This is a genomic window from Nocardia jinanensis, assembly GCF_014645735.1.
In the GTDB taxonomy this organism is placed as follows: Bacteria; Actinomycetota; Actinomycetes; order Mycobacteriales; family Mycobacteriaceae; genus Nocardia; species Nocardia jinanensis.
On the sequence record NZ_BMMH01000001.1, the window covers coordinates 187032 to 210300 of the forward strand.

The 23269-nt window shown below is 68.3% G+C and carries 22 protein-coding genes; 7 read left to right on the plus strand and 15 right to left on the minus strand.

The features are described from left to right. Nucleotides 1–119 precede the first annotated feature (119 nt). Complete coding sequence (locus tag IEY68_RS00865) at nucleotides 120–1166, minus strand: YdcF family protein (RefSeq protein ID WP_058855733.1); 1047 nt, start codon at nucleotides 1164–1166, stop codon at nucleotides 120–122. A gap of 370 nt (nucleotides 1167–1536) precedes the next feature. On the opposite strand from IEY68_RS00865, the gene IEY68_RS00870 reads away from it, so the two are divergent. After that, complete coding sequence (locus tag IEY68_RS00870) at nucleotides 1537–2961, plus strand: hypothetical protein (RefSeq protein WP_058855732.1); 1425 nt, start codon at nucleotides 1537–1539, stop codon at nucleotides 2959–2961. Nucleotides 2962–2979: 18 nt separating this feature from the next. Here the strand turns inward: IEY68_RS00870 and IEY68_RS00875 are convergent, their stop codons facing one another. The 4 genes from IEY68_RS00875 to IEY68_RS00890 form a co-directional block, all read right to left on the minus strand. Then, complete coding sequence (locus IEY68_RS00875; protein ID WP_058855731.1) at nucleotides 2980–4233, minus strand: arginine deiminase; 1254 nt, start codon at nucleotides 4231–4233, stop codon at nucleotides 2980–2982. Between the two features lie 48 nt (nucleotides 4234–4281). After that, a complete protein-coding gene (locus IEY68_RS00880) occupies nucleotides 4282–5718 on the minus strand; it encodes a basic amino acid/polyamine antiporter (RefSeq protein ID WP_058855730.1) in 1437 nt (478 codons plus the stop codon). Nucleotides 5719–5896: 178 nt separating this feature from the next. Further along, on the minus strand, nucleotides 5897–7102 hold the full coding sequence (locus IEY68_RS00885; RefSeq protein ID WP_373292928.1) for an MFS transporter: 1206 nt from the start codon (nucleotides 7100–7102) through the stop codon (nucleotides 5897–5899). A gap of 102 nt (nucleotides 7103–7204) precedes the next feature. Beyond that, entirely contained in the window at nucleotides 7205–7687 is a 483-nt protein-coding gene (locus IEY68_RS00890; RefSeq protein ID WP_199804958.1) for a MarR family transcriptional regulator, read from the minus strand. Between the two features lie 131 nt (nucleotides 7688–7818). On the opposite strand from IEY68_RS00890, the gene IEY68_RS00895 reads away from it, so the two are divergent. The 3 genes from IEY68_RS00895 to IEY68_RS00905 all read left to right on the plus strand — a co-directional run bounded on the left by IEY68_RS00895 (nucleotide 7819) and on the right by IEY68_RS00905 (nucleotide 10073). Then, nucleotides 7819–8340, plus strand: coding sequence for an anthrone oxygenase family protein (locus IEY68_RS00895; protein WP_082681477.1), 522 nt, complete (start codon nucleotides 7819–7821; stop codon nucleotides 8338–8340). A gap of 41 nt (nucleotides 8341–8381) precedes the next feature. Then, the gene (locus tag IEY68_RS00900; RefSeq protein ID WP_058855728.1) at nucleotides 8382–9077 is read left to right on the plus strand and encodes an NAD(P)-dependent oxidoreductase; all 696 of its coding nucleotides are present in this window, start codon (nucleotides 8382–8384) and stop codon (nucleotides 9075–9077) included. A gap of 165 nt (nucleotides 9078–9242) precedes the next feature. Beyond that, nucleotides 9243–10073, plus strand: a complete 831-nt coding sequence (locus IEY68_RS00905) for an alpha/beta hydrolase (protein ID WP_058855727.1) — start codon at nucleotides 9243–9245, stop codon at nucleotides 10071–10073. 45 nt (nucleotides 10074–10118) lie between these two features. Here IEY68_RS00905 and IEY68_RS00910 read toward each other — a convergent pair whose 3' ends face one another. The 3 genes from IEY68_RS00910 to IEY68_RS00920 form a co-directional block, all read right to left on the minus strand. After that, entirely contained in the window at nucleotides 10119–11171 is a 1053-nt protein-coding gene (locus IEY68_RS00910) for a homogentisate 1,2-dioxygenase (RefSeq protein WP_058855726.1), read from the minus strand. Nucleotides 11172–11297: 126 nt separating this feature from the next. Next, nucleotides 11298–12149 (minus strand): crotonase/enoyl-CoA hydratase family protein, encoded by an 852-nt coding sequence (locus IEY68_RS00915; protein ID WP_058855819.1) that lies wholly within the window; start codon nucleotides 12147–12149, stop codon nucleotides 11298–11300. 40 nt (nucleotides 12150–12189) lie between these two features. Next, nucleotides 12190–13095, minus strand: coding sequence for a LysR family transcriptional regulator (locus tag IEY68_RS00920; protein ID WP_058855725.1), 906 nt, complete (start codon nucleotides 13093–13095; stop codon nucleotides 12190–12192). A gap of 37 nt (nucleotides 13096–13132) precedes the next feature. On the opposite strand from IEY68_RS00920, the gene IEY68_RS00925 reads away from it, so the two are divergent. After that, the gene (locus IEY68_RS00925; RefSeq protein WP_082681476.1) at nucleotides 13133–14182 is read left to right on the plus strand and encodes a YeiH family protein; all 1050 of its coding nucleotides are present in this window, start codon (nucleotides 13133–13135) and stop codon (nucleotides 14180–14182) included. Nucleotides 14183–14197: 15 nt separating this feature from the next. On the opposite strand, the gene IEY68_RS00930 is transcribed toward IEY68_RS00925, so the two are convergent. From IEY68_RS00930 to IEY68_RS00960, 7 genes are all read right to left on the minus strand, one after another. Further along, nucleotides 14198–14479, minus strand: a complete 282-nt coding sequence (locus tag IEY68_RS00930; RefSeq protein WP_199804957.1) for a hypothetical protein — start codon at nucleotides 14477–14479, stop codon at nucleotides 14198–14200. Between the two features lie 119 nt (nucleotides 14480–14598). Next, nucleotides 14599–15333, minus strand: a complete 735-nt coding sequence (locus IEY68_RS00935; protein ID WP_156426270.1) for a DUF8020 domain-containing protein — start codon at nucleotides 15331–15333, stop codon at nucleotides 14599–14601. Between the two features lie 77 nt (nucleotides 15334–15410). Beyond that, nucleotides 15411–16664 carry an ABC transporter substrate-binding protein gene (locus IEY68_RS00940; RefSeq protein ID WP_058855722.1) on the minus strand — a complete coding sequence of 418 codons (1254 nt, stop codon included), beginning with the start codon at nucleotides 16662–16664 and terminating at the stop codon, nucleotides 15411–15413. Beyond that, entirely contained in the window at nucleotides 16654–17721 is a 1068-nt protein-coding gene (locus tag IEY68_RS00945; RefSeq protein WP_229718549.1) for a branched-chain amino acid ABC transporter permease, read from the minus strand. Before IEY68_RS00945 ends, IEY68_RS00940 begins: the two co-directional genes overlap by 11 nt. Beyond that, the gene (locus IEY68_RS00950) at nucleotides 17718–18605 is read right to left on the minus strand and encodes a branched-chain amino acid ABC transporter permease (protein WP_058855721.1); all 888 of its coding nucleotides are present in this window, start codon (nucleotides 18603–18605) and stop codon (nucleotides 17718–17720) included. Before IEY68_RS00950 ends, IEY68_RS00945 begins: the two co-directional genes overlap by 4 nt. Beyond that, complete coding sequence (locus tag IEY68_RS00955) at nucleotides 18602–19327, minus strand: ABC transporter ATP-binding protein (RefSeq protein WP_058855720.1); 726 nt, start codon at nucleotides 19325–19327, stop codon at nucleotides 18602–18604. Before IEY68_RS00955 ends, IEY68_RS00950 begins: the two co-directional genes overlap by 4 nt. Beyond that, nucleotides 19324–20082, minus strand: a complete 759-nt coding sequence (locus IEY68_RS00960; protein ID WP_058855719.1) for an ABC transporter ATP-binding protein — start codon at nucleotides 20080–20082, stop codon at nucleotides 19324–19326. The genes IEY68_RS00955 and IEY68_RS00960 overlap by 4 nt, the downstream gene beginning before the upstream one ends. 230 nt (nucleotides 20083–20312) lie before the next feature. Here IEY68_RS00960 and IEY68_RS00965 point away from each other — a divergent pair, with 230 nt between their 5' ends. Further along, entirely contained in the window at nucleotides 20313–21629 is a 1317-nt protein-coding gene (locus IEY68_RS00965) for a PucR family transcriptional regulator (RefSeq protein ID WP_058855718.1), read from the plus strand. Between the two features lie 374 nt (nucleotides 21630–22003). Continuing rightward, nucleotides 22004–23260 (plus strand): cytochrome P450 family protein, encoded by a 1257-nt coding sequence (locus IEY68_RS00970; RefSeq protein WP_229718550.1) that lies wholly within the window; start codon nucleotides 22004–22006, stop codon nucleotides 23258–23260. The last annotated feature ends 9 nt before the right edge of the window (nucleotides 23261–23269 follow it).

Sequence of the window (23269 nt, forward strand, 5' to 3'; positions counted from 1 at the left end):
AGAATCGAAGACCTCACTGAGGCAGTTTCCCGCTTCCACGCACCGCGGTCGCGGCATCCCGCGCAGTGCCGGGTGCACCCGTCGATACGAGGCGGGGACGGATGGCTGGTCGGGCCGGCTCAGGTGGACAGGTAGGCGTCGACCGCTGCGGCCGTGAGCGCGACGACCGTGGCGCCGGCGACCGCGAGGTGGGAGCGGCGGTAGTGGGTGGTGAGGACGGCGGCGAACTCGCGGAGGAAGGCGGCGGGGATGAAGTAGCGCGCGGTGCGGGCGCCGACGACATGGGCGTCGATGCCGAGGCGGCGGGTCAGTGCCGCGGCGCGCAATACATGGAAGTTGCTGGTGACGACGGTGATCCGGGATTCGGCAGGGTCCAGCCCGCGGCGGCCGAGCAGCTCCACGGTGTTACGCAGATTCTCCTCGGTATTGCGTGAACAGCGTTCGCGCACGATCGAGATTTCGGCGATACCCGACGCGACCAGGTAGTTCGCCATCGCGTCGGCCTCGCTCAGCGTTTCGTCGCTACCTTTCCCACCGGAGGTGACCACGATCGGTGCCCGGCCGAGAGCGGTTTCGGCCCGGTACACCCGCAACGCCCGGTTCAAGCGAGCCGCGAGCAGCGGGGTGACCCGGTTGCGGTGCAGGCCGCAGCCGAGCACCACTACGGCGTCCGCGCCGGTCTCGTCGGCGAGTTTGCCGTAGATGACGGCGTGCCCGGCGAAAGCGAGCAGATGCGCCAGCAGATACACACCGACCGCGGTTGCCGTGGCGGCGACCAACATCAGCCAGTGCGGCACCGCGGGACCGCGGCGTAGCACGAGCGCCGCGGCGACGGGCAACACCAGTAGACCGAGCCCCACCAGCACTGGAGTCAGGGTGATCGGTCGCACCCCTTCGCGGCGGAGGACAGTGATCCCGTTGGTGAGCAACCCGAGACCGGCGATAATCGCTCCCGGCACGAACAACGCCCCGAACAGCACCGAGACCGAGTCCAGTGCGGACGGGTCGGCGAGCCGCGCGGCCGCCGTCACCGCGCCGGCGGCCATCAGCGAGACGGCCGCCAGCAGAAAGAACCCGGTGGACAACCGGCGCGGTTCCCGGCTCATCCGGGCACCGGCGAATACCGCTGCCGCCCAACCTGCCGCGAGCAATATCGCAGGGTCCACTGCTCTCCTTCTGTGCCGGTGCGAACACAAAAATGCCGCTACCCCGGCCGTATACCCGAAAATTCGCCCCTCCTTCGCCCTCGGTGCGGCGACCGCCGCCGAATCGACTATCGCTCCACGCTGAGCGGCCCCGCCCGGCCTGCCCATCGTGGATATCCCCGCCCGGCCCCGTATCCACACCGCCGCCGGTTCTGGATCCCACGGACCGCACGGGGGCAGTTCCCGACGCGGCCGCCGATGTCCCACGCACGGCCGCGCAACCGCGGTCCCCCGTATGCTGCCCGAGGTGAGGGCCGCGGTCCGGTACACCGCCCGGATCCAGCCTCGCCGAGCAGATCCGGACGGTCCGGAGGATCGAGGGAAGTGGTCGATGCGGTCTTCGTACAGGGCGATCCCGCGCCGGGTGTTCCCGGCGGTGGCATCCGTGCTGATGGTGGTGGGAGCAGCCGGAGGCGCTGCCGCGGACCCGCCGGTACCCGATCTCGGACCCGCCGGTACCTCGCTGATCCACGGCGACCTCGCCTCCACCGACAGTACGGGCCTCCCCGGTCCCGGCGTGGACGGCCGGCTCATCGGGTCCTCGGTTCCGGGTGGGGCGTGCAGCGCCACCTTCGTCGCCTCCAACGGCATGCCGCTGGCACTGTGCACCGGGTACGCCGGCCTCACCCCGCCGGAAGTCACCGTGCCGACGGTGAAACTCTTCGACCCGGTATCCGCCGCCCCGGTCGCCTCGGTGCAGCTGAGCAAGGGCGGTCTGCTGGGCGGTGTGTACGGATACCTCGACGGCAGCGACCGAGTCGTCGTCGCCGGAGGGGCGGGGGCGATCGACAAGGTCGCGCACCGCCGGGACGCGAACGGCCGCTGGGAGTTGTTCGTCGACGAGCGGATCGATATCGGCGGCAGTATCCCCGACGGCGATGCGATCACCGGAGTGGCACCGGATTTCCAGGGCCGTATCTGGTTCGCCACCACCGGTGGCGTGATCGGCACCGTCGATTCCGCAGGGAGTATCGCGTCGACCCGGCTGCCCGACGGAGAGAAGCTCACGAACGGGCTGAGCGTGCGCCGCAACGGCACTTCGGTCCTGACCACCCGCGCCCTCTACGAAATGCGCGCGCCGGATTCCGGTGCACCGGAAGTGATCTGGCGGCAGACCTACGAAGCGGGGACCGTGCGCAAGCCCGGTCAGCTCGGGCCCGGGTCGGGAACCACACCCACTTATTTCGGCCCCGGTGGTGCGGAATGGGTGGCGATCGTGGACGATGCGCCGCGACCCCAGCTGATCGTCTACCGCACCGTCGACGGGTCGCAGGTATGCCGGACACCGGCCTTCGAGACCTCCGGTCAGGGCACCGAGAACTCCCCGATGGCCTGGGGGAATTCGCTGGTGATCCCCAGCACCTATGGGTTCGGTTATCCCCCGGCCGCGACCTCGGGCACCAGTGATCCACCGAACGCGGCCTTCACCGGTGGGATGACCCGCATCGATGTCTCGGAATCCGGCTGCCGGCGCGTCTGGGAGACCGGCGACCGGATGGCGTCGCTGCCCCGCCTGTCGCGGGCGGACGGTTTGATCTACGGCCTCTCCTACGGGCCGCTCCCGCCCGGAGGCGGGATCCAGCAGGTGGGCCCGGTCTACTACACAGCGGTGGATTTCGGCACCGGTGAGCTGCGGGCACATCGGGAGGTCGGCGGCGCACCGCTGGACGAACCGCTGCAGCTCACCGGGACGATCGGCCCGGATCGTTCGTACTGGCAGGCCACCGTCGGCCGGATGCTGCGGGTCGGGCCGTAAGCCCGGAGTCCGGCGGATTCAGTCGATCGGATCGCGAACGATGGGGCAGGTCATACAGTGACCGCCACCGCGCCCGCGCCCGAGTTCGGCGCCGACGATGGTGATGACCTCCACCCCGGCCCGGCGCAGCGCCGCGTTGGTCTGGGTATTGCGGTCGTAGGTGAACACCACACCCGGTTCCAGCGCGACGGCATTGTTCCCGGAATCCCATTGCTGCCGTTCGGAGGCGTAGAAGTCACCGGCCGTCTCGACCACACGCAGTGCCGGGAAGCCGAGTGCGCGGGCGACCACATCGACGAAGGTGGTGCCCTCTTCGTCGGTGATCTCGACACCTGGCGCCTGGTCCGCGGGCCGCAGTGTGAACGGATGGATACCGTCGACGATGCCGGGGTGGACGGTGACCAGATCGCGGTCGGCGAAGGTGAAGACCGTGTCCAGATGCATTGCGGCCCGGAGTTTCGGCATACCGGCCACAACCACCTGTTCGGCGACCCGGGCCTCGAACAGTGCCTTCGCCAACTGGGTGATCGCCTGCCGGGAGGTGCGCTCACTCATCCCCACCAGAACCGTGCCGTTCCCGACCGGCATCACATCACCGCCTTCGAGAGATGCCCGGCCCCAATCCGATTCGGGATCGCCCCACCACACGGTCGAATCGGCGTAGTCGGGATGGAACCGGTATATCGCCTTCATCAGCAGTGTTTCGTCGTGCCGGGCCGGCCAGTACAGGGGATTGAGCGTGAGCCCGCCATAGATCCAGCAGGTGGTGTCACGGGTGTAAAGGGTGTTCGGCAGGGGTGGCAGCAGGTACTCCGGATTACCGAGTGACTCACGGGCCAGCGCGATATAGCCGGTGCGGAAGTCGGCGGGCAGATCCGCGGTGGACAATCCGCCGATGAGGAAGCGCGCGAGGTCACGGTCGGGCAGCGGATCGAGATATGCCCGGGTGCTCTCGAGCATGCCGAGACCGACCCGGTTCGCGATGACCAAGCGATCGAGCAACCAGGTGCGGGCCGCCGGATCGGCCATGGTCTCGGCCAGCAGATCGTGTAGCTCGACCACCTCGACCCCGCGATTGGTCAGTTTGTTCACGAAGTCCAGGTGGTCGCGCTGCGCGGCCTCCACCCACATGACATCGTCGAAGAGCAGTTCGTCGGAGTTGGTCGGGGTCAGCCGCTCATGGGCCAGCCCGGGCGAGCAGACGAGTACCCGGCGCAATCGGCCGACCTCGGAATGGACTCCGTACCGGGATGGTTCGGTGTTCGCGGTCATTGCGCTACCTTCCGTCGGCTCGGTTCGAGGTGCCGGATCGGGCACCGGTCACAGACTGATCCAGCCCGCCGCCAGGGCGATGACCCCGAGCACACCGCCGATCGCGACCAGCGCGAACAACGCGGCCTCGGCGGGCGCGAAAACCCGGCGCTCCTGTTCCCGGCGCGCGCGCACGAACAGGAATGTCACCGGCGCGTAGAAGATGAGGGATACCAGGACGAACCGCGGTCCCGCCGCGTACAGCAGGAAAACGGTGTAGAGCGTGGCGAGTACGGCGATGAGCAGGTCTGCGCGCCGGGTGGCGGCACGGTCGCCGGTATAGGTCTCGCGGGTGAGGCAGAGTTTCAGCGCGTACCCGGCGGCCAGCAGAAACGGGATCAGGGTGAGCGAGGCGGTGAGATCGAGGGCGAAATCGAAGGCGTCCTCGGAGAACATGGTGATCACCAGCACGATCTGGGAAAGCGCGGTGCTGAGCAGCAAAGCGTTGACGGGTACGTCGCGCCCGGTCGAGCGCGCCAGGAAGCGCGGCATATCGGCGTCCTTCGCCGCGACGAAGAGCACCTCGGCCGCCATGAGGGCCCAGGCCAGATAGGCCCCCAGCACCGAGATGATCAGCCCGGCGCTGACGAATGCGGTCCCCCAGGAACCGACGGCCACCTCCAGCACCCCGGCCATGGACGGCTGCCGCAGCTGGGCGATCTCGCTCATCGGCATGATGCCGTAGGACACCACCGTCACCGAGGCGAAAATGGCCAGCACGCTGAGGAAACCGAGGAGCGTCGCCCGGCCGACGTCCTCGCGCCGCCGGGCGTGGCGAGAGTACACACTCGCGCCCTCGACACCGAGGAACACGAACACGGTGACCAGCATCGTGTCGCTGACCTGCTCGAACAGTGAGCCCGAGTAGTCGGCGCCGCGGAAATTGTCCGCGAAGATCCCCGGATCCAGGAGGAATACGGCCAGCAGTACGAACACGATGATGGGCACCAGTTTCGCCACGGTGACGATCCGGTTGATCGCCGCGGCTTCCTCGGTGCCGCGCCGGATCAACAGGAAGAACGACCACAGACCCACCGACGACAACGCGACCGCGACCAGGGTGTCCCCGGAGCCGAGCGCGGGAATCCACTGACCGAGCGTGGACATGATCAGCACCCAGTAGGTCACGTTCCCGACGCAGGCGCTGGCCCAGTAGCCGGCCGCCGAGAAGAAACCGACGAATTCGCCGAATCCGGCTTTGGCGTAGGCATAGACGCCGGCGTCCAGATCGGGTTTGCGCACCGCCAGCCGCTGGAAGACCAGCGCGAGCATCAGCATCCCCGCCCCGGCGATCCCCCAGGCGATCAGCGCGCCGCCGACACCTGTCTCCTGCGCGAACCGCCGCGGCAGCGAGAAAACTCCCGCACCGACCATCGACCCGACAACCATGGCGGTGAGCGTGAGTACGGTGACCTTCGCCGTGCGCTCCGGCACCTGCTGGGTCATCACTACGACCTCTCTGCTCGCCCGCTACCCGAGTACCACCGCAGATCATTCGTCGACGCTCGTCACTGATGATGCATCATCGCGACCGGCCACAGGATCAACCGGAGTATTCACCGAGGCGGTGTCGGAACGGCGCGAGCCTCGGACCGGCCGGGTCCGGGGGCTCGCGCGACCGGAGTCAGGAGCGGCGGGCGGTCCACACGGTCACGGTGAACAGCAGCACACCTGCGGCCGCCAGCCCGGCACCGACCAGCGCCGGTGCCGTATAGCCGTAGCCCGCCGCGATGACCAGACCACCGAGCCAGGCGCCCGCGGCGTTGGCGATGTTCAGGGCGGCGTGATTGAGCGCGGCGGCCAGAGTCTGGGCCTCGGCCGCCACATCCATCAGCCGAGTCTGCAGACCGGGGGCCAGCGCGGCACCTGTGGCACCGACCAGCAACGCGCCGATACCGGCGGTGATCGGGTTGTGGGCCGCGGCCACGAAGCCGAGCAGCACGACCACCATGGCGCCCATGGCCACGAAGATCGACCGGTCCACGCCGCGGTCGGCGAGTATCCCGCCGCCGATATTGCCCAGCACCATGCCGACACCGAAGAGCATCAGCACCAGCGGCACCAGACCGGCGCCCAGCCCCGCGACATCGGTGAGGGTGGTGCTCACATAGGTGTAGACGGCGAACATACCGCCGAAACCGATGGCACCCACCGCCAGGGTGAGCAGTACCTGGGGCCGGCGCAGCGCGCCGAGTTCGGTGAGCGGGTTGGTGGCCACGATCGCGGTGAGCGGCGGTACGAATCGCAGCAGCGCGACCACCGTGGCCGTACCGAGGACGGCGACCACCACGAAGGCACTGCGCCAGCCGAGATGCTGCCCCAGCCAGGTCGCGGCAGGTACCCCGATGACATTGGCGGTACTCAACCCGAGCATCACCGCGGCCACCGCTTTGGCGCGCTGCCCGGCCGGAGCCAGGGACGCGGCGGCCAGCGAGGCGACGCCGAAGTAGGCGCCGTGCGGGAGTCCGGAGATGAAACGCGCGGCGATCATCGTGGCGAAGTTCGGGGCGAACGCCGAAGCGAGATTGCCGATCGCGAACGCCACCATCAGCGCGACCAGCAGCCGCTTACGAGCCACCGACGCACACGCCGCGGCGATCACCGGCGCACCGACCACCACCCCGAGCGCGTAGGCGGACACCGCGTGCCCGGCGGCCGGTTCGGATACCGAGAACGCGCCCGCGATATCGGGCAGCAACCCCATGGTGACGAATTCGGTGGTGCCGATTCCGAAACCGCCGAGTGCGAGAGCGAGCATCGCCGGTACGTGCCAGCCGGTGCGGGCGGGGGCGGGAGCCGTGCTCGCCGTGGTGGTAGCGGTGGAAGTCACGCTCTGGTGTAACGGGCGGCTGCCGGGGAGGTTTCCACACACAGCTGTGAGTTGAGGCACCCACGATGCGTCGTGGCGACCGATATGTCCGGTGAGAGAAGCTTATTCCGAGGCGAGCTGGTCGGTGGCCGATTGCCCGGCCGTGCTGGTGCGGCGCAGGAAATCGGCGATCAATTCGAGTTCGGCGTCGGTGTAGCCGTCACAGAGCTCGTCCATGAGCGCGTTCATGCCGGCGAACTGCCGGAAGATCTCGGCATTGCGGCCGGGAACGATCCGGACGTTCACCGCGCGCCGATCGCCCGGGGCACGTTCCCGGACGACCCAGCCGCCGCGTTCCAGCCGATCGAGTATTCCGGTGATGGTCGCAGGGTGCAGGCCGGCCAGACGCGCCAGCCCGCTCGGACTGAGCGGCCCCTGCCTCCCGAGGATGTCCAGGCAATCGAGATCGACGTCCTTGAGTTCCACTCGCGTTCCCACCCGGTGGTTCAGCAGGGCGAGCGCGACCCTCAGCTCGCGCAACGAACCCTTGACACCGGTGATCAATTGTCTGCGTTGCCGGGTCATTCCCGGATCCGCCTCGGTCATATACCCCTCACATGATCTGGAACTCCGATAGTACGGGGCCGGTACACAGCCGAGTGCCAGGCGACGGCCTTGCATTTACCTCTTGTTTCATATTATATGATTTTCATACAATATGGTTTCAGGAGGAATCCATGACCCGACACCTGGAAGCACCACCAGACCCGACCGCCCCGATCGGCAGCACCGAACTCGTGGTCGCCCTACGCTTCGCCACCTGTCTTCTCGCCGGTTCGTTCGCCGGATTCCTGCTCGGGGTGCTGGTACTGGAGTCCTCGCTGCGATCGGCCGACGCCGTTACCTACACCGAGGTCAGATCGGTGGAACTGGACCGTCTGGACCTGCTGGCGAGCCTCACCCTCATCCCGGCGCTGTGCCTCGGTGCCGCCCTGGCGGTGACGATGTACCGCTTCGGCCGAAGCTGGGTGCCGATCGCGTTCGCCGTGGCGCTGCTGGCAGTCGTCGCGTTGATCAGCGTCGAGTTCAATCTGCCCATCAACGCCCAGCAGCGCGACTGGGCCGGCCACGGAATACCGGCCGACTGGTCCGCTGTCCGCGATCGCTGGCAGGCCGCCCATACGGTCCGCACCGCGGCGGCGGTGATCGCGTTCGGCATCCTGCTGCTCCCACCGCGCCCGCACACACGCACCCACTGAACCGGCCGGTCACTCCGGCACCCCCAGAGAGGAAGAAATCAATGCGAATCGTCATCTTCGGCGCAAACGGACCCACCGGACGGCTGCTCACCACACAGGCGCTGGAGGCCGGGCACGATATCGTCGCCTTCACCCGCCGCCCCGACGAGTTCCCCATGGCACACGATCGCCTCACCACAGTGGGCGGCGACGTGTACGACCCGGCCGCAGTGGAACAGGTGGTAGCCGGGGCCGACACGATTCTCTCGGCACTGGGAGTCCCGTTCAGCAGGAAACCGATCACGACCTACTCGGCCGGAATCGGCAATATCGTCGCCGCGATGCATCGGCACGCGGTGCGCCGGATCGCGGTGGTCTCCTCGAGCGCGGTCGATCCCCATCCCTACCCGGACGCCGGATTCGTGTTCAACCGGATGCTGCAACCGTTCATCACCGGCATCCTCGGCAAAACCCTCTACGGCGATATGCGTGCGATGGAAGCCCTGCTCACCGCCTCCGACCTCGACTGGACGATTGTGCGACCGAGCGGGCTCTTCGATCTGCCACACATCACCGACTACACGGTCGCCACGCAACGGGCCGACGGCCGGTTCACCTCCCGGGCGGACCTCGCCGCCTGCCTGCTGCGGCTCGCCGAGAGCGATCGGTACGTCCGGACCGTGATCGGCATCGTCACCACCACCGACAACCCCGGCATGCTCGACCTCATCCGGGCGGAGGCATTCGGGAAGAGCTGATCGCCGGCGGCAGGGTCGGCGAACCCCGGGCCGCCGCGGCGCCGCGCGGTTCCGGCGATACCATCGCCGGAACCCCCGGCACATGGTGCGCGACGGGTGGACGCAGTACGCAGGCCCCGGCGCGGACCCGGCCGATGGGGCACGAACTCGGATCGAGGACGGTGGATGGGCGACCCGCAAATCCGTAACAGGTATCTTCCCGGAGCCCGAGGCCGGGTACCGATCCGCGAATACCTTCCCGCCACACCGGATCCGGTGGCCCCGCCGCTGCTGTGGCTGCACGGTGGGGCGTTCGTCTCGGGCGGGCTCGATCAACTCGAATCACATGCGGTGGCCTTGCGGGTCGCCGAGACCGGGCGCCGGGTGCACACCGTCGACTACGCGCTGATCCCCCGGTTCCGGGCCTGGGGTCCACCGAAGTACCAGCCGTCGGACAACCGCTATCCGGCGCCGCTGGACGATGTGCTCACCGCCGTCTCGGATCTGATGTCCGAGGAATCCCGGATCGTGCTCGGGGGCGCGAGCGCGGGTGCCTGTCTCGCCGCGTCGGCGGCGCTGCGTCTGCGTGATTCGAGCGGCCCGGCACCGGCCGGGTTGATACTGGCCTATGCCACCCTCCACGCCGAGCTCCCCCGCCTGCCGCACCCGGTGCGCGACCGGCTGCGGGGACGACGCCGGATCGGCACCTTCACCCCGCAGGTCATCCGGCGGATGAACCTGAACTACGCGGGTTCGGAGGAACTGCTGCGCGACCCGGACGTATTCCCCGGCGGGGGCAAACTGACCGGCCTGCCGCCCGTGCTACTGCTCGACGCGGCCTACGACTCGTTGAGCGCGTCGAGCACCACATTCGCCGGAGAACTCGCCGAGGCCGGGATCGAAACCGAACACCTGGTCGTCCCCGACACCCGGCACGGGTTCCTGAACCGGCCCCGGTCGGCCGGTTTCCGGGACGGAACAACCGCCCTGGTGCGCTGGCTCGATCAGCTGACCTAGTGTTGGGGGCGGCCCCTTCATCGGACCGGCCGCAACACCGTGTGCTCAGCGAGCCGCCGCGGCCGTCTGCCCCTCGGCCGGATGGACGCCGTACTGATCGGTTTCCATCAGGTGCGCGATATCGCGCCCGGCCGGGGTCATGGTGAGAGTCGAGCGGGTCTCCACCAGGAATGCCCGGTACCCGGGCTGCACATCCTCTTCCGGTCCCTGATGCAGGAGACCCTTGGGTGTCCAGGTGACGGTGCCGGGGGTATCGACCGAGCCCCAGGGCGACGGACCCATGGCGTAGCAGATGACCTCGTCGAAATCGGCATTGTGATGTACCGGCGGGCGGCCGCTGCGCCGGCTGCCGGTGCCGAAGACGAAATCGTGGCCCGACGTGCTGCTCATCAGCCGCGCCGGAGCGAGTCCGCCCTCCGCGACGCCGAGACCCTGCACATGCTCGAGGTTGAACCGGAGTACGAGCGGGGCGCCGACTACATCCAGGCACGGGATCGGATCGACATCGTAGAAATACGAGGTGAAGGTATCGCCGGTGCGGACGACCACCTCGTATTCGCCTTCCACCGGCAACCCCGGGCGGCCGTGCGGAACGGGCCGGTCCAGATGCAGGTCGGGGTTGAAGGTACCGGGCGCGCCCTCGGGGTCGAGCTGGAGTTCACTGGCGGTGACCACGATGTACTCGTTGATCTCCTCGGTGATCTCACCCCACCGGTAGGTGACCGCACGTGGAATCAGGACGATATCCCCGGCCCGCACCTCGAGGGTGCCCACCTCGGTATCGAGTTCACCACGCCCGGAGACGATGTAGTGCAGTTCGTCGGCCCAGACGTTGACATAGCCGAAGGACATGGCGGCCGGGCGACGACTCAGCTCGAAACTGATGCCTTCGCCCTCGAGGATCGAGACCGGTAGAGCTTTCGGCTCGGCGAACACACCGGCCGGTAGGTCCCAGGTGTGGAATCGACGGGGGACGTATTCACCACGGGCGCGCAGGAAACGGGGCCGGTACTGTGCGCGCACGATCGTCGTATTGGGGCCGGCGAAACCGTTGCGGGAGAAAAGCTCGACATTGGGCGCCAGGACTTCGTCTGGCATGCAGCACCTCCGAAACTCGTTGTGCCACAGATCCTAGACCCGGATCATGCCGCTCGCGCACTTTTGCGAACTCACCTTTGTGCAGGTATCTGTCACCGAAAGTACACTCTCAGCAGGGATTCCGGGTCAACGCCGGAACCGCGGCACCGGTAGATCCGCGCCGAAGATCTCCGGTAGGTCGCGCGCCACACTGTCGGGGTAGCGCGCGGTTCGCTTCTCCAGGAACGACGACACGCCTTCCTCGGCATCGGCGCTGGCACCGCGGCTGTGGATACCGCGCGATTCGACCCGGTGCGCGACCATGGGGTGATCGGCGCCCAATCCACGCCACAGCATCTGCCGCGACAACGCCACCGATACCGGCGCGGAATGCTCGGTGATCCGGCGCGCCAGCGCATACGTTTCGTCCAGCAGGCTTTCCGCCGGGTACAGGCCGTAGAACAGTCCGGCCTCGTATGCTTCGGCCGCGTCGACGAGCCGTCCCGAATACACCCAGTCCAATGCCTTCTGCATGGAGACCAGGCGCGGCAGGAACCAGCTCGAGCAGGATTCGGGGACGATACCGCGCCGGTTGAACACGAAGCCGATCCGGGCACTGTCGACCGCCAGCCGGAAATCGGCGGCCAGCGTCATGGTGATACCCACGCCGACGGCGGGCCCGTTGATGGCGGCGAGGATGGGTTTGCGGGATTCGAACATCCGCAGGACGACTTCCCCGCCGCCGTCGCGGAACTCCCCGGTCGCCGCGTCCTCGGGCGCGACGAATGTTTCCGCGCCGGCGGACAGGTCGGCGCCGGCGCAGAAGGCGCGCCCCGCGCCGGTGATCACCACGGCGCGGACCGCGTCGTCACGGTCGCAGGTATCGAACGCCTCGATCAGCTCATCACCCATCGCTGTGGTGAACGCGTTGAGTTTATCCGGGCGGTCCAGCGTGATGGTGGCGACGGAGTCGGAGACATCGAGGCGTATATCGGCCATACGGGACAGCATGCCATCTGTGTCCCGGACAGAAATGGGTTCAGGGTCCGGCGGCGCATCGCACGAGTAGTTCCGCGGCACCGGCCGGCGGGTTACCACGATGCCAGATCGCCCGGAATTGCCTGGTCAACACCGCACCATCCGCCAACGCCACCTGATGCAGCGTGCCGGTGGACAGCTCCGGCGCGGCGACGAGAGTACTCAGAACCGCGGGCGCCGATCCGCCTCGGGCGGCGGCGACGATGGCGACCGCCGAACCGAGTTCGGCGGCGGGTGGCGCCGGTGGGCCGTACGCGCCCAGGATCTGCTCGACCGTTTCCCGGGTGCCCGACCCGGATTCGCGCCACAGCAATGGCGTCGCGGCCAGTTCACGCAAGCTCACCGGATGGGTCCGCGCGGCCCACGGGTGCGTGGGCCCCACCACCACGACCAGTTCGTCGGCACCGAGCACCCGGCCACCGAGGCCGGGTGGCGGATGTGGTCCCTCGACGAATCCGATATCGGCCTCGCCCGCCCGCACCAGCACCTCGACCTGGGCGGTGTTGCCGACCTCCAGCGAAACCACCACATCCGGCCGGATCGCGCGCAGATCCGCGAGCCACTGGGGAACCCGATGGTCGGCAATGGTTTTCGACGCAGCGATCCGGAGCCTGGGGATTTCGGCGGCGTGCAGCGCGGTGACGGTCTCGTTGAATGTCGCGGCCGCGGCGAGCACTGTGCGCGCCTGGTCCACGACAGCCCGGCCGGGTGCGGTGAGCGTGGAACCGGTGGGCCCGCGATCGAGCAAACGCAATCGCAACCGTCGCTCCAGGGCACTGATCCGCATACTCGCGGCGGGCTGGGTCATCCCGTGCCGCCGGGCCGCGGCGCCGAGGCTGCCCGTATCCGCGACGGAAACCAGCAGGTCGAGCACCGCGAGATCGGGAGTGGCGGGCGGCAGGGTCACAGGTTCGATTATGGCGCCGAGCTCATCAGGATTTCTTATGAGGTCCTCCGGAATCACCGGCTACCGGGTCGGGCCGATATTCGCCAAGGTCACAGGGGTGAACGAGGTGTATCGCAGACTTCCCGGGCTGGCCTTGGCCGCCACGCTCGCAACCACGGCGACCGCCCTGTCGGCCGTCGCGCCACTGGCGGGGGCTCCCGTGCTGGCGCTGGTCTGCGGCGCGGCGCTCGGCGGGCGGGCCGAGCGCTCGCAACGGTTCGGCCCCGGGCTGGATTGGGCACGACAGCATCTGTTGAGTATCGCGATCGTGCTGCTCGGTCTCGGCCTGCCGCTGGACGCGGTACTCACCGTCGGCCGCGAAACCGCCGTCGTACTGCTGGGCACGCTGTGTGCCGGGGCGGTGACCGCCGTCGTGGTGGGCCGGATGCTCGCGCTGCACCGCGAATCGGCCGTGCTCATCGCGGCGGGTACCACCATCTGCGGCGCCTCCGCGATCGCCGCGGCCACCGCGGTTCTGAAACCGGACCGCGAACGCGTCGCCTACGCGCTCGGCACTATCTTCGTGTTCAATATCGCGGCCGTCCTGGTCTACCCGCCGCTGGGACGGCTGCTGGGAATGTCGGACCGGGCCTTCGGCCTGTGGGCGGGTACCGCCGTCAACGACACCTCCTCGGTGCTGGCGGCGGGTATCGCCTTCGGCCCGGCCGCGGCGAGCTTCGCGGTGATCGTGAAACTCGTCCGCAGCCTGATGATCGTCCCGCTGTGCGTCGGCCTGCATCTGTCGGGCCGCCGCGGCGCACCGTGGACGCCGAACACCTCGCTGTGGCGCACAGTTCCGCTGTTCGTGGTCTTGTTCGTCGTGGCGTCGGCGCTCGCCGGTGCCGGAATCGTCCCGGCGGACTGGACCGGCCGGCTCGCCGATCTCAGTTCCTGGCTGGTCGCCGCGGTCCTCGCCGCGATCGGCACCTCGCTGACCTGGCGACGGTTGCGTTCGGCCGGGTTGCGGCCACTGCTGTTCGGCGGCATTCTCGCGGTGGCGCTCGGGGTGGCGGCTCTGGTCCTGCAGTACGCCACGGGTTGGCGTTGAGGCACGCCGCGGAATTCAGGTGGCCGCGACCCGGCCGAGCGCGTCGGCCGTCGCCTCCGGTTCGGTGATCATCAGATCGTGACCGGTGTCGATATCCCACAGTCGGCCCTGCGCGCGTGCCCGGGCGATCAGGTCCGGGTCGCGGGTCGCCGGCGTGGCGGTGCACACGATGTGGAATTGCGGTATGGCCCAGAGGTTCTCCTCGTCACGCAGCTCGAGCGCGTCCTCGAAGCAGCGCCACGGATGCGCACTCAGCCGCGTGCTGGGCGCTGGGCGCTGGAGAGAGCTACCGGGCATCGGAGGAGGTCCGGGGCCGGGTCGGCGACCTCCGGCCGGCACCAACGTCTGCACCGCGAAAACGGCCGGCCCGTCCTGGTTTCGGAACGGGCCGGCCGATCGAAGCAGTACCGGCGAACCTACGGAGTGGTGGGTCGACAGGCGGGGTGCTCCGGCGGGCACGGCGACAGAATCGTCGAAAAGTACTGGAAGGCCGCGAAAACGGCCACGGGACCACCGATCAGGAAGGCTCCGATTATGCCGCCCGCGGCACCCAGCGTCGCCGCGCCCGCCACACAGCCGCCGATCGTCGCCCCGACGAACGGCACCAGCAGCAGCGCGATCGGACTGGACACCAGCGCACCGGTCGCGGCGCCCAGCACACAGCCGAGACTGCCGCCCAGTACGGCGCCGATCGCACCGGCGATCGCGGCGCTCATGGTCGCGCGCTGAGTGAACACGCCCAGCGCCTGCATATCCCGCGGGGTGAACTGCTCGGCGATCTCCTCACCCGCCTGTTCCGGGGTGATCACCGGTGCGTGCACCGGCGCCACCGGGACGCCGCCGTCGCGCTGCGGGGTCAGCACGGCGGTACCGCCCTCGATATGCGCCGCGATCGGGAAAGCGACATCATCGCGGCGGTAGATCAGCGGTACCGTGGTCAGCGGGGTGTCGTCGACAGCCTTCAGGATGAGCTGGTCGCCCGCCACCTGCCATTCGCCGTTCGTCTCCACCACCGCGGAGGCACCCTCCTGGGTGATCTCGTAGGTGAGTTCTCGCGGCGCGGGCGCGGGTTGAGCATGGGCCGGAGCGGCCGCCGCGCCGAGGGACGCCACCGCTATCGCGGCCGTCGCTACGCTGGTTCGGATTTTCATGGTGTGTGTCCTCATCACTTGAATAGAGGCGGGCCGCCGGCGCCGGATCGCGCCGCGGACGTCTGGGGAGGTGCCGGTCACCGGCCGGCGGTGTCGACGAGATCGCCGGCGAGCACCCAGCGGTCGCCTTCGAACCGCTGGATCCGCATGGCCTCCATGGGGAATCCGTCGTCCGCGCCGGTGCGCAGGGTGATACCGGGCAGCAGCAGATCGATCGAGACGTCGTCGAGCGAATGCATGGCCTCGCGTAGCCCCTCACGGGTTTTGCAGGACGCCGCGTCGAAGGTCTTGTGGAAGCTCTGCGCCATCGCCCAGCCCACGAGGGTGTACCCGTCGGCGGGGTCGGCGCCCGGCTCGTACTGGGCCAGCTTGTCCCGGTACAGCTTCATCCCGGGATCGCCGGCCCACTGTGGATCGGCCGGATCCTTCACGAACACCGAGCTGACGACGTTCTGCACATTGGGGAAGCCGACCGGAGCGAGCACGCTCATGGTGCTGGAGACCTGGGTGAGGATGTGCAGCGGATTCCATTCGGGGTTGCGCGCATCGGCCGCCAAGGTCTGGGCGGCGAACTTCGGAGTCGCGAAGTTCAGCAGCACATCGGCTTTCGAACCGGCCAGATTGCGCAGTTGCGGATCCACGGTGGGATCGGTGACCTCGTAGCTCTGTTCGGCGACCACCCGCACCCCGCTACCGGCCGTGGCCTCGGTGAAGCTGGCGAGCAGATCCTTGCCGAAATCGTCGTTCTGATAGAGCACGGCGACGGTCGCGTCCGGTTTCTGCTCCTTCACGTACCTGGCGAACACCTGCCCCTCGGAGCGGTAGCTGGGCTGCCAGCCGATGGTCCACGGATGCGCGTCACCCACACCCCACTGGGTCGCGCCGCCCGCGACGAAGATCTGCGGGACCGCACGCTGGTTCAGGTAATCCCACACCGCGGCCGAGGTCGGGGTCCCGAGGGTGGACAGCACCGCGAACACCTGATCCTGTTCGACCAGGCGCCGGGTCTCCTCCACGGTCTTCGGCGGTTGATAGCCGTCGTCGCGCAGCAGGTACTCGACCTCGCGGCCGTCGATCCCACCCTGTTCGGCGTTGACGTAATCGAAGTACGCCTGTATCCCCTTCGGGAGCTCGGCGTAGGCCGAGGCCGGACCGGACAGCGGGAACACCCCGCCCAGCTTCATACCGGTATCGGTGAGTCCCGTGGTCTGCTGGCCCTGGCAGTCACCGGAGGCGACGGCACTGCCGGCCTCCTCACGGTTTCCGCAGCCGGCGACCGCGAACAGTACCGCGGCCGCGGCGGCCACCGCCTGTATCGCTCTAGTGCGCATGGGTTCTTCCTTTCCTCACTCGGAATCCGAGCCAGTGCGCCGCCCGGCCGACGAGTCCGGCCAATCCATTCGGCGCGAGGTACATGACCGCGATGATCAGGAGTCCGAAGATCACTCCGGGCGCGGCCTGGTTGACGTCCTGAGCGAAACTCGGGACATACATGACGAACAGACCGCCCAGCAGCGGTCCCCACTGTCCGCCGAGACCGCCGACGACCAGGCCCGCGAGCAGGGTGATGGACAGGGTGAGGGTGAACGAATCCGGTGAGACGTACCCGATCACCCAGATGTAGACGCAACCCGCGGCCCCGGCGAACATGGCGCCCCACGCGAAGGCCAGGGTTTTGTAGAACGCGGGCCGCACACCCGTCACCTCGGCCGCGATCTCGTTGTCCCGCACGGCGTGCAGCGCCCGCCCGACCCGGGACCGCAGCAGACCGGCGACCAGCAGATAGCTCACCACGGTGACCGCCAGCGCCAGGAAGTACAGCCACTGGTCCTCGGCCAGCCCGCTCCAGGCCGGGGGCCGCGGTTTGTCCAGGGTCAGGCCCATGGATCCCCCGGTCACCGATTCGAACCGTTTGAGCAGCGGCACCAGGAAAATCGCGATCGCCAGCGTGACCAGGGCCAGGTACAGACCCCGCAACCGCAGCGCCGGGATACCGAGCCCGATACCGAGAACGAACGCCACCACCGCCGCGACCGGCAGGGTCAGCGGATAAGGGGTGTCCCAGCGGTCCATCATGACCGCGGCGGTGTAGGCGCCGACCGCGAAGAACGCGCCGTGGCCCAGCGATATCTGCCCGGTATGCCCCACCAGCAGGTTCAAACCGAGCAGCGCGACCGCGTAGACCATGGCCAGCGAGAGCTGGAAGGTGTGGAACGGAGCGAGTTCGAACGGGGCCCAGCAGGCGGCCACCAGCAGGACCGCCGCGGCGATCCACGATGCGCCGATCCTCCTCGGCCGGGTCCCGGAGGCGCCCGCGGCGACCCGATCCGATGTGGGGGACGCGGGGTTCGACGCCATGCCGGAGTTCCGGATTCCCATATCGCTCATACCCTTTCCACCGCCGCGGCGCCGAACAGGCCCTGGGGTCGCAGCAGCAGCACGCCGAGGATGATCACCAGCGGTACGCCGATCTTGAGTTCGGTACCGATCACGTCGAGGTAGGCGCCGGCCAGGGTTTCCGCGACGCCGACGATCAAGCCCCCGGCCACGGCGCCGCCGGGGCTGTCGAACCCGCCGAGCGTGGCCGCCGCGAAGGCGTAGATGAGAACCCCGCCCATCATGTTGGGTTCCAGGAACAGCAGCGGCGCCGACAGCACACCCGAGACCGCGCCGACCGCGGCGGCCAGACCCCAGCCGAGCGCCAGGACCGCGCCCACGCTGATCCCCACCAGCCGCGCAGAGTGCGGGTTCGCGGCCACCGCCCGCATCGCCAGACCGATCCTGGTGTAGCGGAACAGCAGGTACAGCAGTGTCATCACGACCGCGACGACGGCGAGGATGCCGAGGCTGCCGTACCCAGCGGTGACACCGCCCATTCGCAGCGATCCGTCCGGGAACGGGTTGGGGAAGGACTTCAGTTGATACGACCAGATCCATCCCGCGGCAGCGTTCACGAAGAAGAAGAGGCCGACGGTGACGATCACGAGGGTGAGTTCCGGAGCTCCTTCGACCGGCCGGATGACGATCCGCTCGATGAGCATGCCGCCCGCGAAGGAGATGGCGATGGTGACCGGTAGTGCCGCCCAGAACGGCATCCCGCTCGCCACCAGCTGCCAGGCCAGGAACGCCGAGAACATGGCCAGTTCGCCCTGGGCGAAGTTGACGATTCCGGTGAACCGGTAGATGAGGACGAGGGCGAGTGCCATACCCGCGTAGAGGGCGCCGGCGCTGAGGCCTTCGATGATCTGCTGCGCGAATCCGGTCACGGTCATACCCGGTATCCGAGGTAGGACTGCGCGACCCGATCGTTCGCGGTGATCTCGGCGGCGGTGCCGGACAGGACGATTCGCCCGCTTTCCAGTACGTAGGCCCGATGCGCGGCGCGCAGGGCCAGATGAGCGTTCTGCTCGACGACGATCACGGTGGTGCGTTCCTCTTCGTTGATGGTTCCGACGATGCGGAAGAGTTCCCGGGTCACCAAGGGCGCGAGTCCCAGCGACGGTTCGTCCAGGAGCAGGAGGCGGGGCCGGGACATGAGGGCGCGGCCGAGGGCGAGCATCTGCTGTTGCCCGCCGGACAACCGGCCCGCCGGCTCGCGCAGTTTCTCGCGCAGGATCGGGAAGTAGTCGAAGACCCGGCGCAGATCGGCCTCGATACCGCTCCGGTCGCGCCGGGAGTAGGCGCCCAGGCGCAGGTTCTCCTCGACGGTGAGCGGTGCGAAGGTGCCGCGTCCCTCGGGGACATGCGCCACCCCCATCCGGGCCAGTTTCTCCGGCGCCCGGCCCGCCACCTCGGTACCCGCGAGGACCACCGATCCGCGGACCGGGATCGTCGCGCTCAGCGCGCGGAGCAGGGTCGTCTTACCGGCGCCGTTCGGTCCGAGGACTGCGCATACCTCGCCTTCGGCGACCGACAGGCCGATACCGTGCAGCACCTGCGCCGCGCCGTATCCGGCGGTGAGATCGGTGACGGTGAGGAAAGGATCGGCGCTCATGCGGCGGTTCCCAGGTACGCCTCGATCACCGCGGGGTCGCGCTGGACGGCCTCGGGGGCTCCGTCGGCGATGACCCGCCCGAATTCCAGGCAGACGACGCGATCACAGATTCCCATCACGAACCCCATATGGTGTTCGACCACCAGTACGGTGAGGTCGAAGTCGACGCGCAGACCCGCGAGCAGGTCGGCGAAGGCCCCGACTTCACCGTGGCTGAGTCCGTTGACCGGTTCGTCCAGCAGCAGCAGGCGCGGTCCGGCGGCCAGCGCCCGCGCCAGCTCGATGCGCTTGAGCGTGCCGAACGGCAGGCCGGCCGCGGGATGTTCGGCGACCTCCCGCAGCTCCAAGCGCTCGAGCAGGCCGTCGACCTGCGCCCGCAGTCGGCGCTCCTCGGATCGGACCGCCGGTAGGAACAGCCCGGCACCGAGGAATCCGGCACGGGCTCGGTGGTGAGCCCCCACGAGCACGTTGTCCCGCACGGACATACGGGTGAAGAGCCCGAGGTTCTGGAAGGTACGGGCGATACCGAGCCGGGCCATGCGGTCGGGACGTACGGTCAGCAGATCGGTTCCCAGATAGTCGAGGGTTCCCGATGTAGGGACGCATCTCCTGGTGAGGCAATTGAAGAGGGTGGTCTTGCCGGCTCCGTTGGGTCCGATCAGGCCCACCATCTCTCCGGTGTCCACAGTGAATCCGACATCGTCGAGGGCTGTGATGCCACCGAATCGGATGGTCAGACCGGATATGTCGAGCACGGTTCCTCCGCATGGGTTGGGCGTGGGCGAATTCCTGTGTGGCAGAGCACAGTCCGCCGGACCGGCTATGGGTCAGGCCAGCGTAAGAGCGGCTCGAATGAAACACATCAGCCTTTGCGTCCCAATTATCGGCATCGCAATTGTCCTCCGAGGACAAGCGAACAGCGGGTAATTTGATACAAATGGCCGCGTGTGTTGACTTTCGCCGCATCGCCATGGACCATCCGACTATGTCAGCCGGATCACAGACGGTCGGAAATTCACTTCCCGAACGGGTACGGGCCGAACGCACGCGGATCGTCGGCAGCATCTACGACCACACGGAGGAGGTCGCCGAACTGGGCAGCTCCGCCATACTCGCGCAGATCCCCGGATACGCCGGCCGCGACGGCGAATTCCGCGCCGATGTCCACGAGCAGGTCACGCGACTGTGCCGGACCGGACTGGGCGCACTCCTGGACAAGCGCCGGGTCACCGCGGCGGATCTCGCCGCCACGCGACGTGCGGCGGTCCGCCGGGCCCAGTCGGGGCTACCGCTGACCGACTACATCACCGCGTTCCGGCTCGGCCAGCAGGCCTTCTGGAAATCGTTGGTCGCCCATGCCGGTGATTCCCCGGCCGCCCGGGAGGCGACACTGTCGATGGTGCTGCCGCTGACCCGGTACTGCGACCTGGTGAGCACCCAGGCCACCCACGCCTACCTGGAGTACCAGCAGCACCAGTCGGCCGAGGCCGGACGTGACGGCCGCGACCTGCTGGAATGCCTGCTCGGCGGGACGATGCCCGACCGCGGGCCCCTCCTGGCGACGGCGTCCGCGCACGGTATCGGGGTGACCAACCCCGAACGCCTCGTCGTCGTCACCGCGACAGTGCGCGGCAGCCGGAACCACCGCTCCGGCGAGCCCTCCGAAACCGAAGCCCCACATCTGGTCTCGGCCGCGCTGGCCCGCACCGCGGTCAACGGATATCGCACACTGGCGGTCGTGCGCGACCCGGGCGCCCCCGAGATCGTCGCCGTCGCCGGGCTCGGCCGCACCGGGACCGTCGAGGAACTGTGCGCCCGGCTCCGGCACACCTGTGATTCCCTTACCGGCGAGGGAATCACGACCGCCCTCGGTATCAGCACCGTCAGCGCCGGAATCGAATACCTGCCCCGCGCATGGCAGGAAGCCCGGGCCGCGCTCGGGCTCTTACCCGACGGCGGCGGTGTGATGGCGTTGCCGGAGCTGAGCCCCTTCCGGTATCTCCTACTGAGTTCCGACGAGACCGCACGCAACCTCGTCGATCCGCGAATCGCCCGTACCCTCACCGACGACCAGGCCAAAGGTGCCGTTCTCGCGGATACGATCCGCGCCTTCGTCGCCGCCGATATGAACCTGCGGGAGGCGGCCGACGCCCTGCGTATCCATCACAACACCGCCAAATACCGGCTCCGGCGGATCCAGCAGCTCACCGGCCGCAATATCCGCACCGTCACCGATCTGGTGGAACTGCTGGTCGCCATCGAACTCCGGGCCACCCCCCGGCCGGTCGGCCGCGAACTCTGAGGCTCGCCGCGGCCGGACCGGAAACTGCCGCCCCGCAACGGAATCGGCGGCACAATTCCGGTGCGAGCGCCGCGCCTCCGAAATCGTCGACCGGCTCTACAGCGATTGCGCCGACCGGATCGTGAAGCTGGATTTCGGCCGGGTGGTGGAACCGGTGACGGTGATCGAGAGCTGATCGCGGACACTCGCACCAGGGCCGGCAACCGGTCGCGAAATGCCCGGCGGTTCGTACGCACAGCGCACGTCGGCCTGGGTATCATCTCTGGCCAGACACGAAAGGCGTGCTGGCCGAGCATTTTCGAGCAGGGCATTCGCTACGGCCGGCGAACACACGTGCCCGTGCAGCGGGCACACGACCTCAGGGGGTACTCCGAGTGACAGGGCCGATCCGGCTGCAGCAGGCAAACAGACGCGGCCGGCATGCCGCCGCCGATTCCAGTGGGTCCCGGATACCGATCTACACCACGGAATTCGCCGCCGATCCACACGGCTTCTACCAGCGGATGCGCGCGCGGTACGGCGCGTTGGCACCCGTGGATCTCGCGCCGGGCGTACCGGCCACCCTGGTTCTCGGCTACCGCACCGCCGTCCGCATCCTCTCCGATCCCATGCATTTCCCGGCCGACCCTCGCGCCTGGCAACAGAAGGCGCCGGTCGGCCTGCCCATCGTCGCGATGATGCGCTATCGCCCGAACACGTTACGTACCAACGATTCCGAACACGAGCGCTACCGGTCGGTAACGGTCGCAGCGCTGGCCGGAGTCGATCTGAACTCGTTGCGCTCGGCGATCTCACGGGCCGCGGTCGACTTGATCAACGAATTCTGCGCCGACGGCGAAGCCGACCTGATCGAGCGGTACATCACACCGCTGGTGTTCCGGGTGCTCGGCGAACTGACAGGCTGCCCACGCACCCTCGCCGACCGGCTGATCCCGGCCCTCACCGCCATATTCGATATGCGCAACGACGAGGACGCCGTCACCTCCGCCGAAACCGCGCTGGCCGAACTCGTCGCGGCCGAACGCGCCGAATCCGGCGACAACATCACCTCCCGGCTCATCGAGAACCCGGCGCAATTGTCCGACGACGAACTCGTCGATCAACTACTCGCCGTCTACCAGGCCGGAATCGAACCGGCCCGCGATCTCATCGCCAATACCCTATTGCTGATACTCACCGACCCGCGGTTCACGACCAATCAAGTGGGGTTCGCACCGCCGACCCGGGCGGCGCTGGAGGAAGTACTGGCGACCGATCCACCGCTGGCACACCACAGCATCGTCTATCCCCCGCTGCCGGTGCTGATCGAGGATGTGTGGCTGCCCGCCGATCAACCGGTACTCGTCAGCCCCGCGGCCTGTCACGACGATCCCGAGCGGACCGCCGGACATGATCCGCACCACGGAACGAACCTGGCCTGGGGCGTGGGACAGCACGCCTGCCCGGCACAGGCCCGATCGATCACCTACCTGCTCGCCGAAGAGGCCGTCGACCAGCTTCTGGACGCCCTACCGGACCTGCGCCCGGAATTCGGCCCCGGCGAGCCGGCCTGGCGGCCGGGCCCGTTCCGGCGTGCCCTCACCGCACTCCGGGTCACCTTCCCACCGACCCCGAGTATGGCCGTCCTCTGAGCCGGGTAG

What these genes read in the sequence shown, in the direction of transcription:
- IEY68_RS00895 (WP_082681477.1), top strand. Translation starts at nt 7,819, where the DNA reads ATGACCCGACACCTGGAAGCACCACCAGACCCGACCGCCCCGATCGGC.
- IEY68_RS00935 (WP_156426270.1), bottom strand. Translation starts at nt 15,333, where the DNA reads ATGAAAATCCGAACCAGCGTAGCGACGGCCGCGATAGCGGTGGCGTCC.
- IEY68_RS00965 (WP_058855718.1), top strand. Translation starts at nt 20,313, where the DNA reads ATGTCAGCCGGATCACAGACGGTCGGAAATTCACTTCCCGAACGGGTA.
- IEY68_RS00910 (WP_058855726.1), bottom strand. Translation starts at nt 11,171, where the DNA reads ATGCCAGACGAAGTCCTGGCGCCCAATGTCGAGCTTTTCTCCCGCAAC.
- IEY68_RS00945 (WP_229718549.1), bottom strand. Translation starts at nt 17,721, where the DNA reads ATGAGCGATATGGGAATCCGGAACTCCGGCATGGCGTCGAACCCCGCG.
- IEY68_RS00875 (WP_058855731.1), bottom strand. Translation starts at nt 4,233, where the DNA reads ATGACCGCGAACACCGAACCATCCCGGTACGGAGTCCATTCCGAGGTC.
- IEY68_RS00950 (WP_058855721.1), bottom strand. Translation starts at nt 18,605, where the DNA reads ATGACCGTGACCGGATTCGCGCAGCAGATCATCGAAGGCCTCAGCGCC.
- IEY68_RS00940 (WP_058855722.1), bottom strand. Translation starts at nt 16,664, where the DNA reads ATGCGCACTAGAGCGATACAGGCGGTGGCCGCCGCGGCCGCGGTACTG.
- IEY68_RS00915 (WP_058855819.1), bottom strand. Translation starts at nt 12,149, where the DNA reads ATGGCCGATATACGCCTCGATGTCTCCGACTCCGTCGCCACCATCACG.
- IEY68_RS00955 (WP_058855720.1), bottom strand. Translation starts at nt 19,327, where the DNA reads ATGAGCGCCGATCCTTTCCTCACCGTCACCGATCTCACCGCCGGATAC.
- IEY68_RS00890 (WP_199804958.1), bottom strand. Translation starts at nt 7,687, where the DNA reads ATGACCGAGGCGGATCCGGGAATGACCCGGCAACGCAGACAATTGATC.
- IEY68_RS00870 (WP_058855732.1), top strand. Translation starts at nt 1,537, where the DNA reads ATGCGGTCTTCGTACAGGGCGATCCCGCGCCGGGTGTTCCCGGCGGTG.
- IEY68_RS00900 (WP_058855728.1), top strand. Translation starts at nt 8,382, where the DNA reads ATGCGAATCGTCATCTTCGGCGCAAACGGACCCACCGGACGGCTGCTC.
- IEY68_RS00925 (WP_082681476.1), top strand. Translation starts at nt 13,133, where the DNA reads ATGAGGTCCTCCGGAATCACCGGCTACCGGGTCGGGCCGATATTCGCC.
- IEY68_RS00905 (WP_058855727.1), top strand. Translation starts at nt 9,243, where the DNA reads ATGGGCGACCCGCAAATCCGTAACAGGTATCTTCCCGGAGCCCGAGGC.
- IEY68_RS00880 (WP_058855730.1), bottom strand. Translation starts at nt 5,718, where the DNA reads ATGACCCAGCAGGTGCCGGAGCGCACGGCGAAGGTCACCGTACTCACG.
- IEY68_RS00930 (WP_199804957.1), bottom strand. Translation starts at nt 14,479, where the DNA reads ATGCCCGGTAGCTCTCTCCAGCGCCCAGCGCCCAGCACGCGGCTGAGT.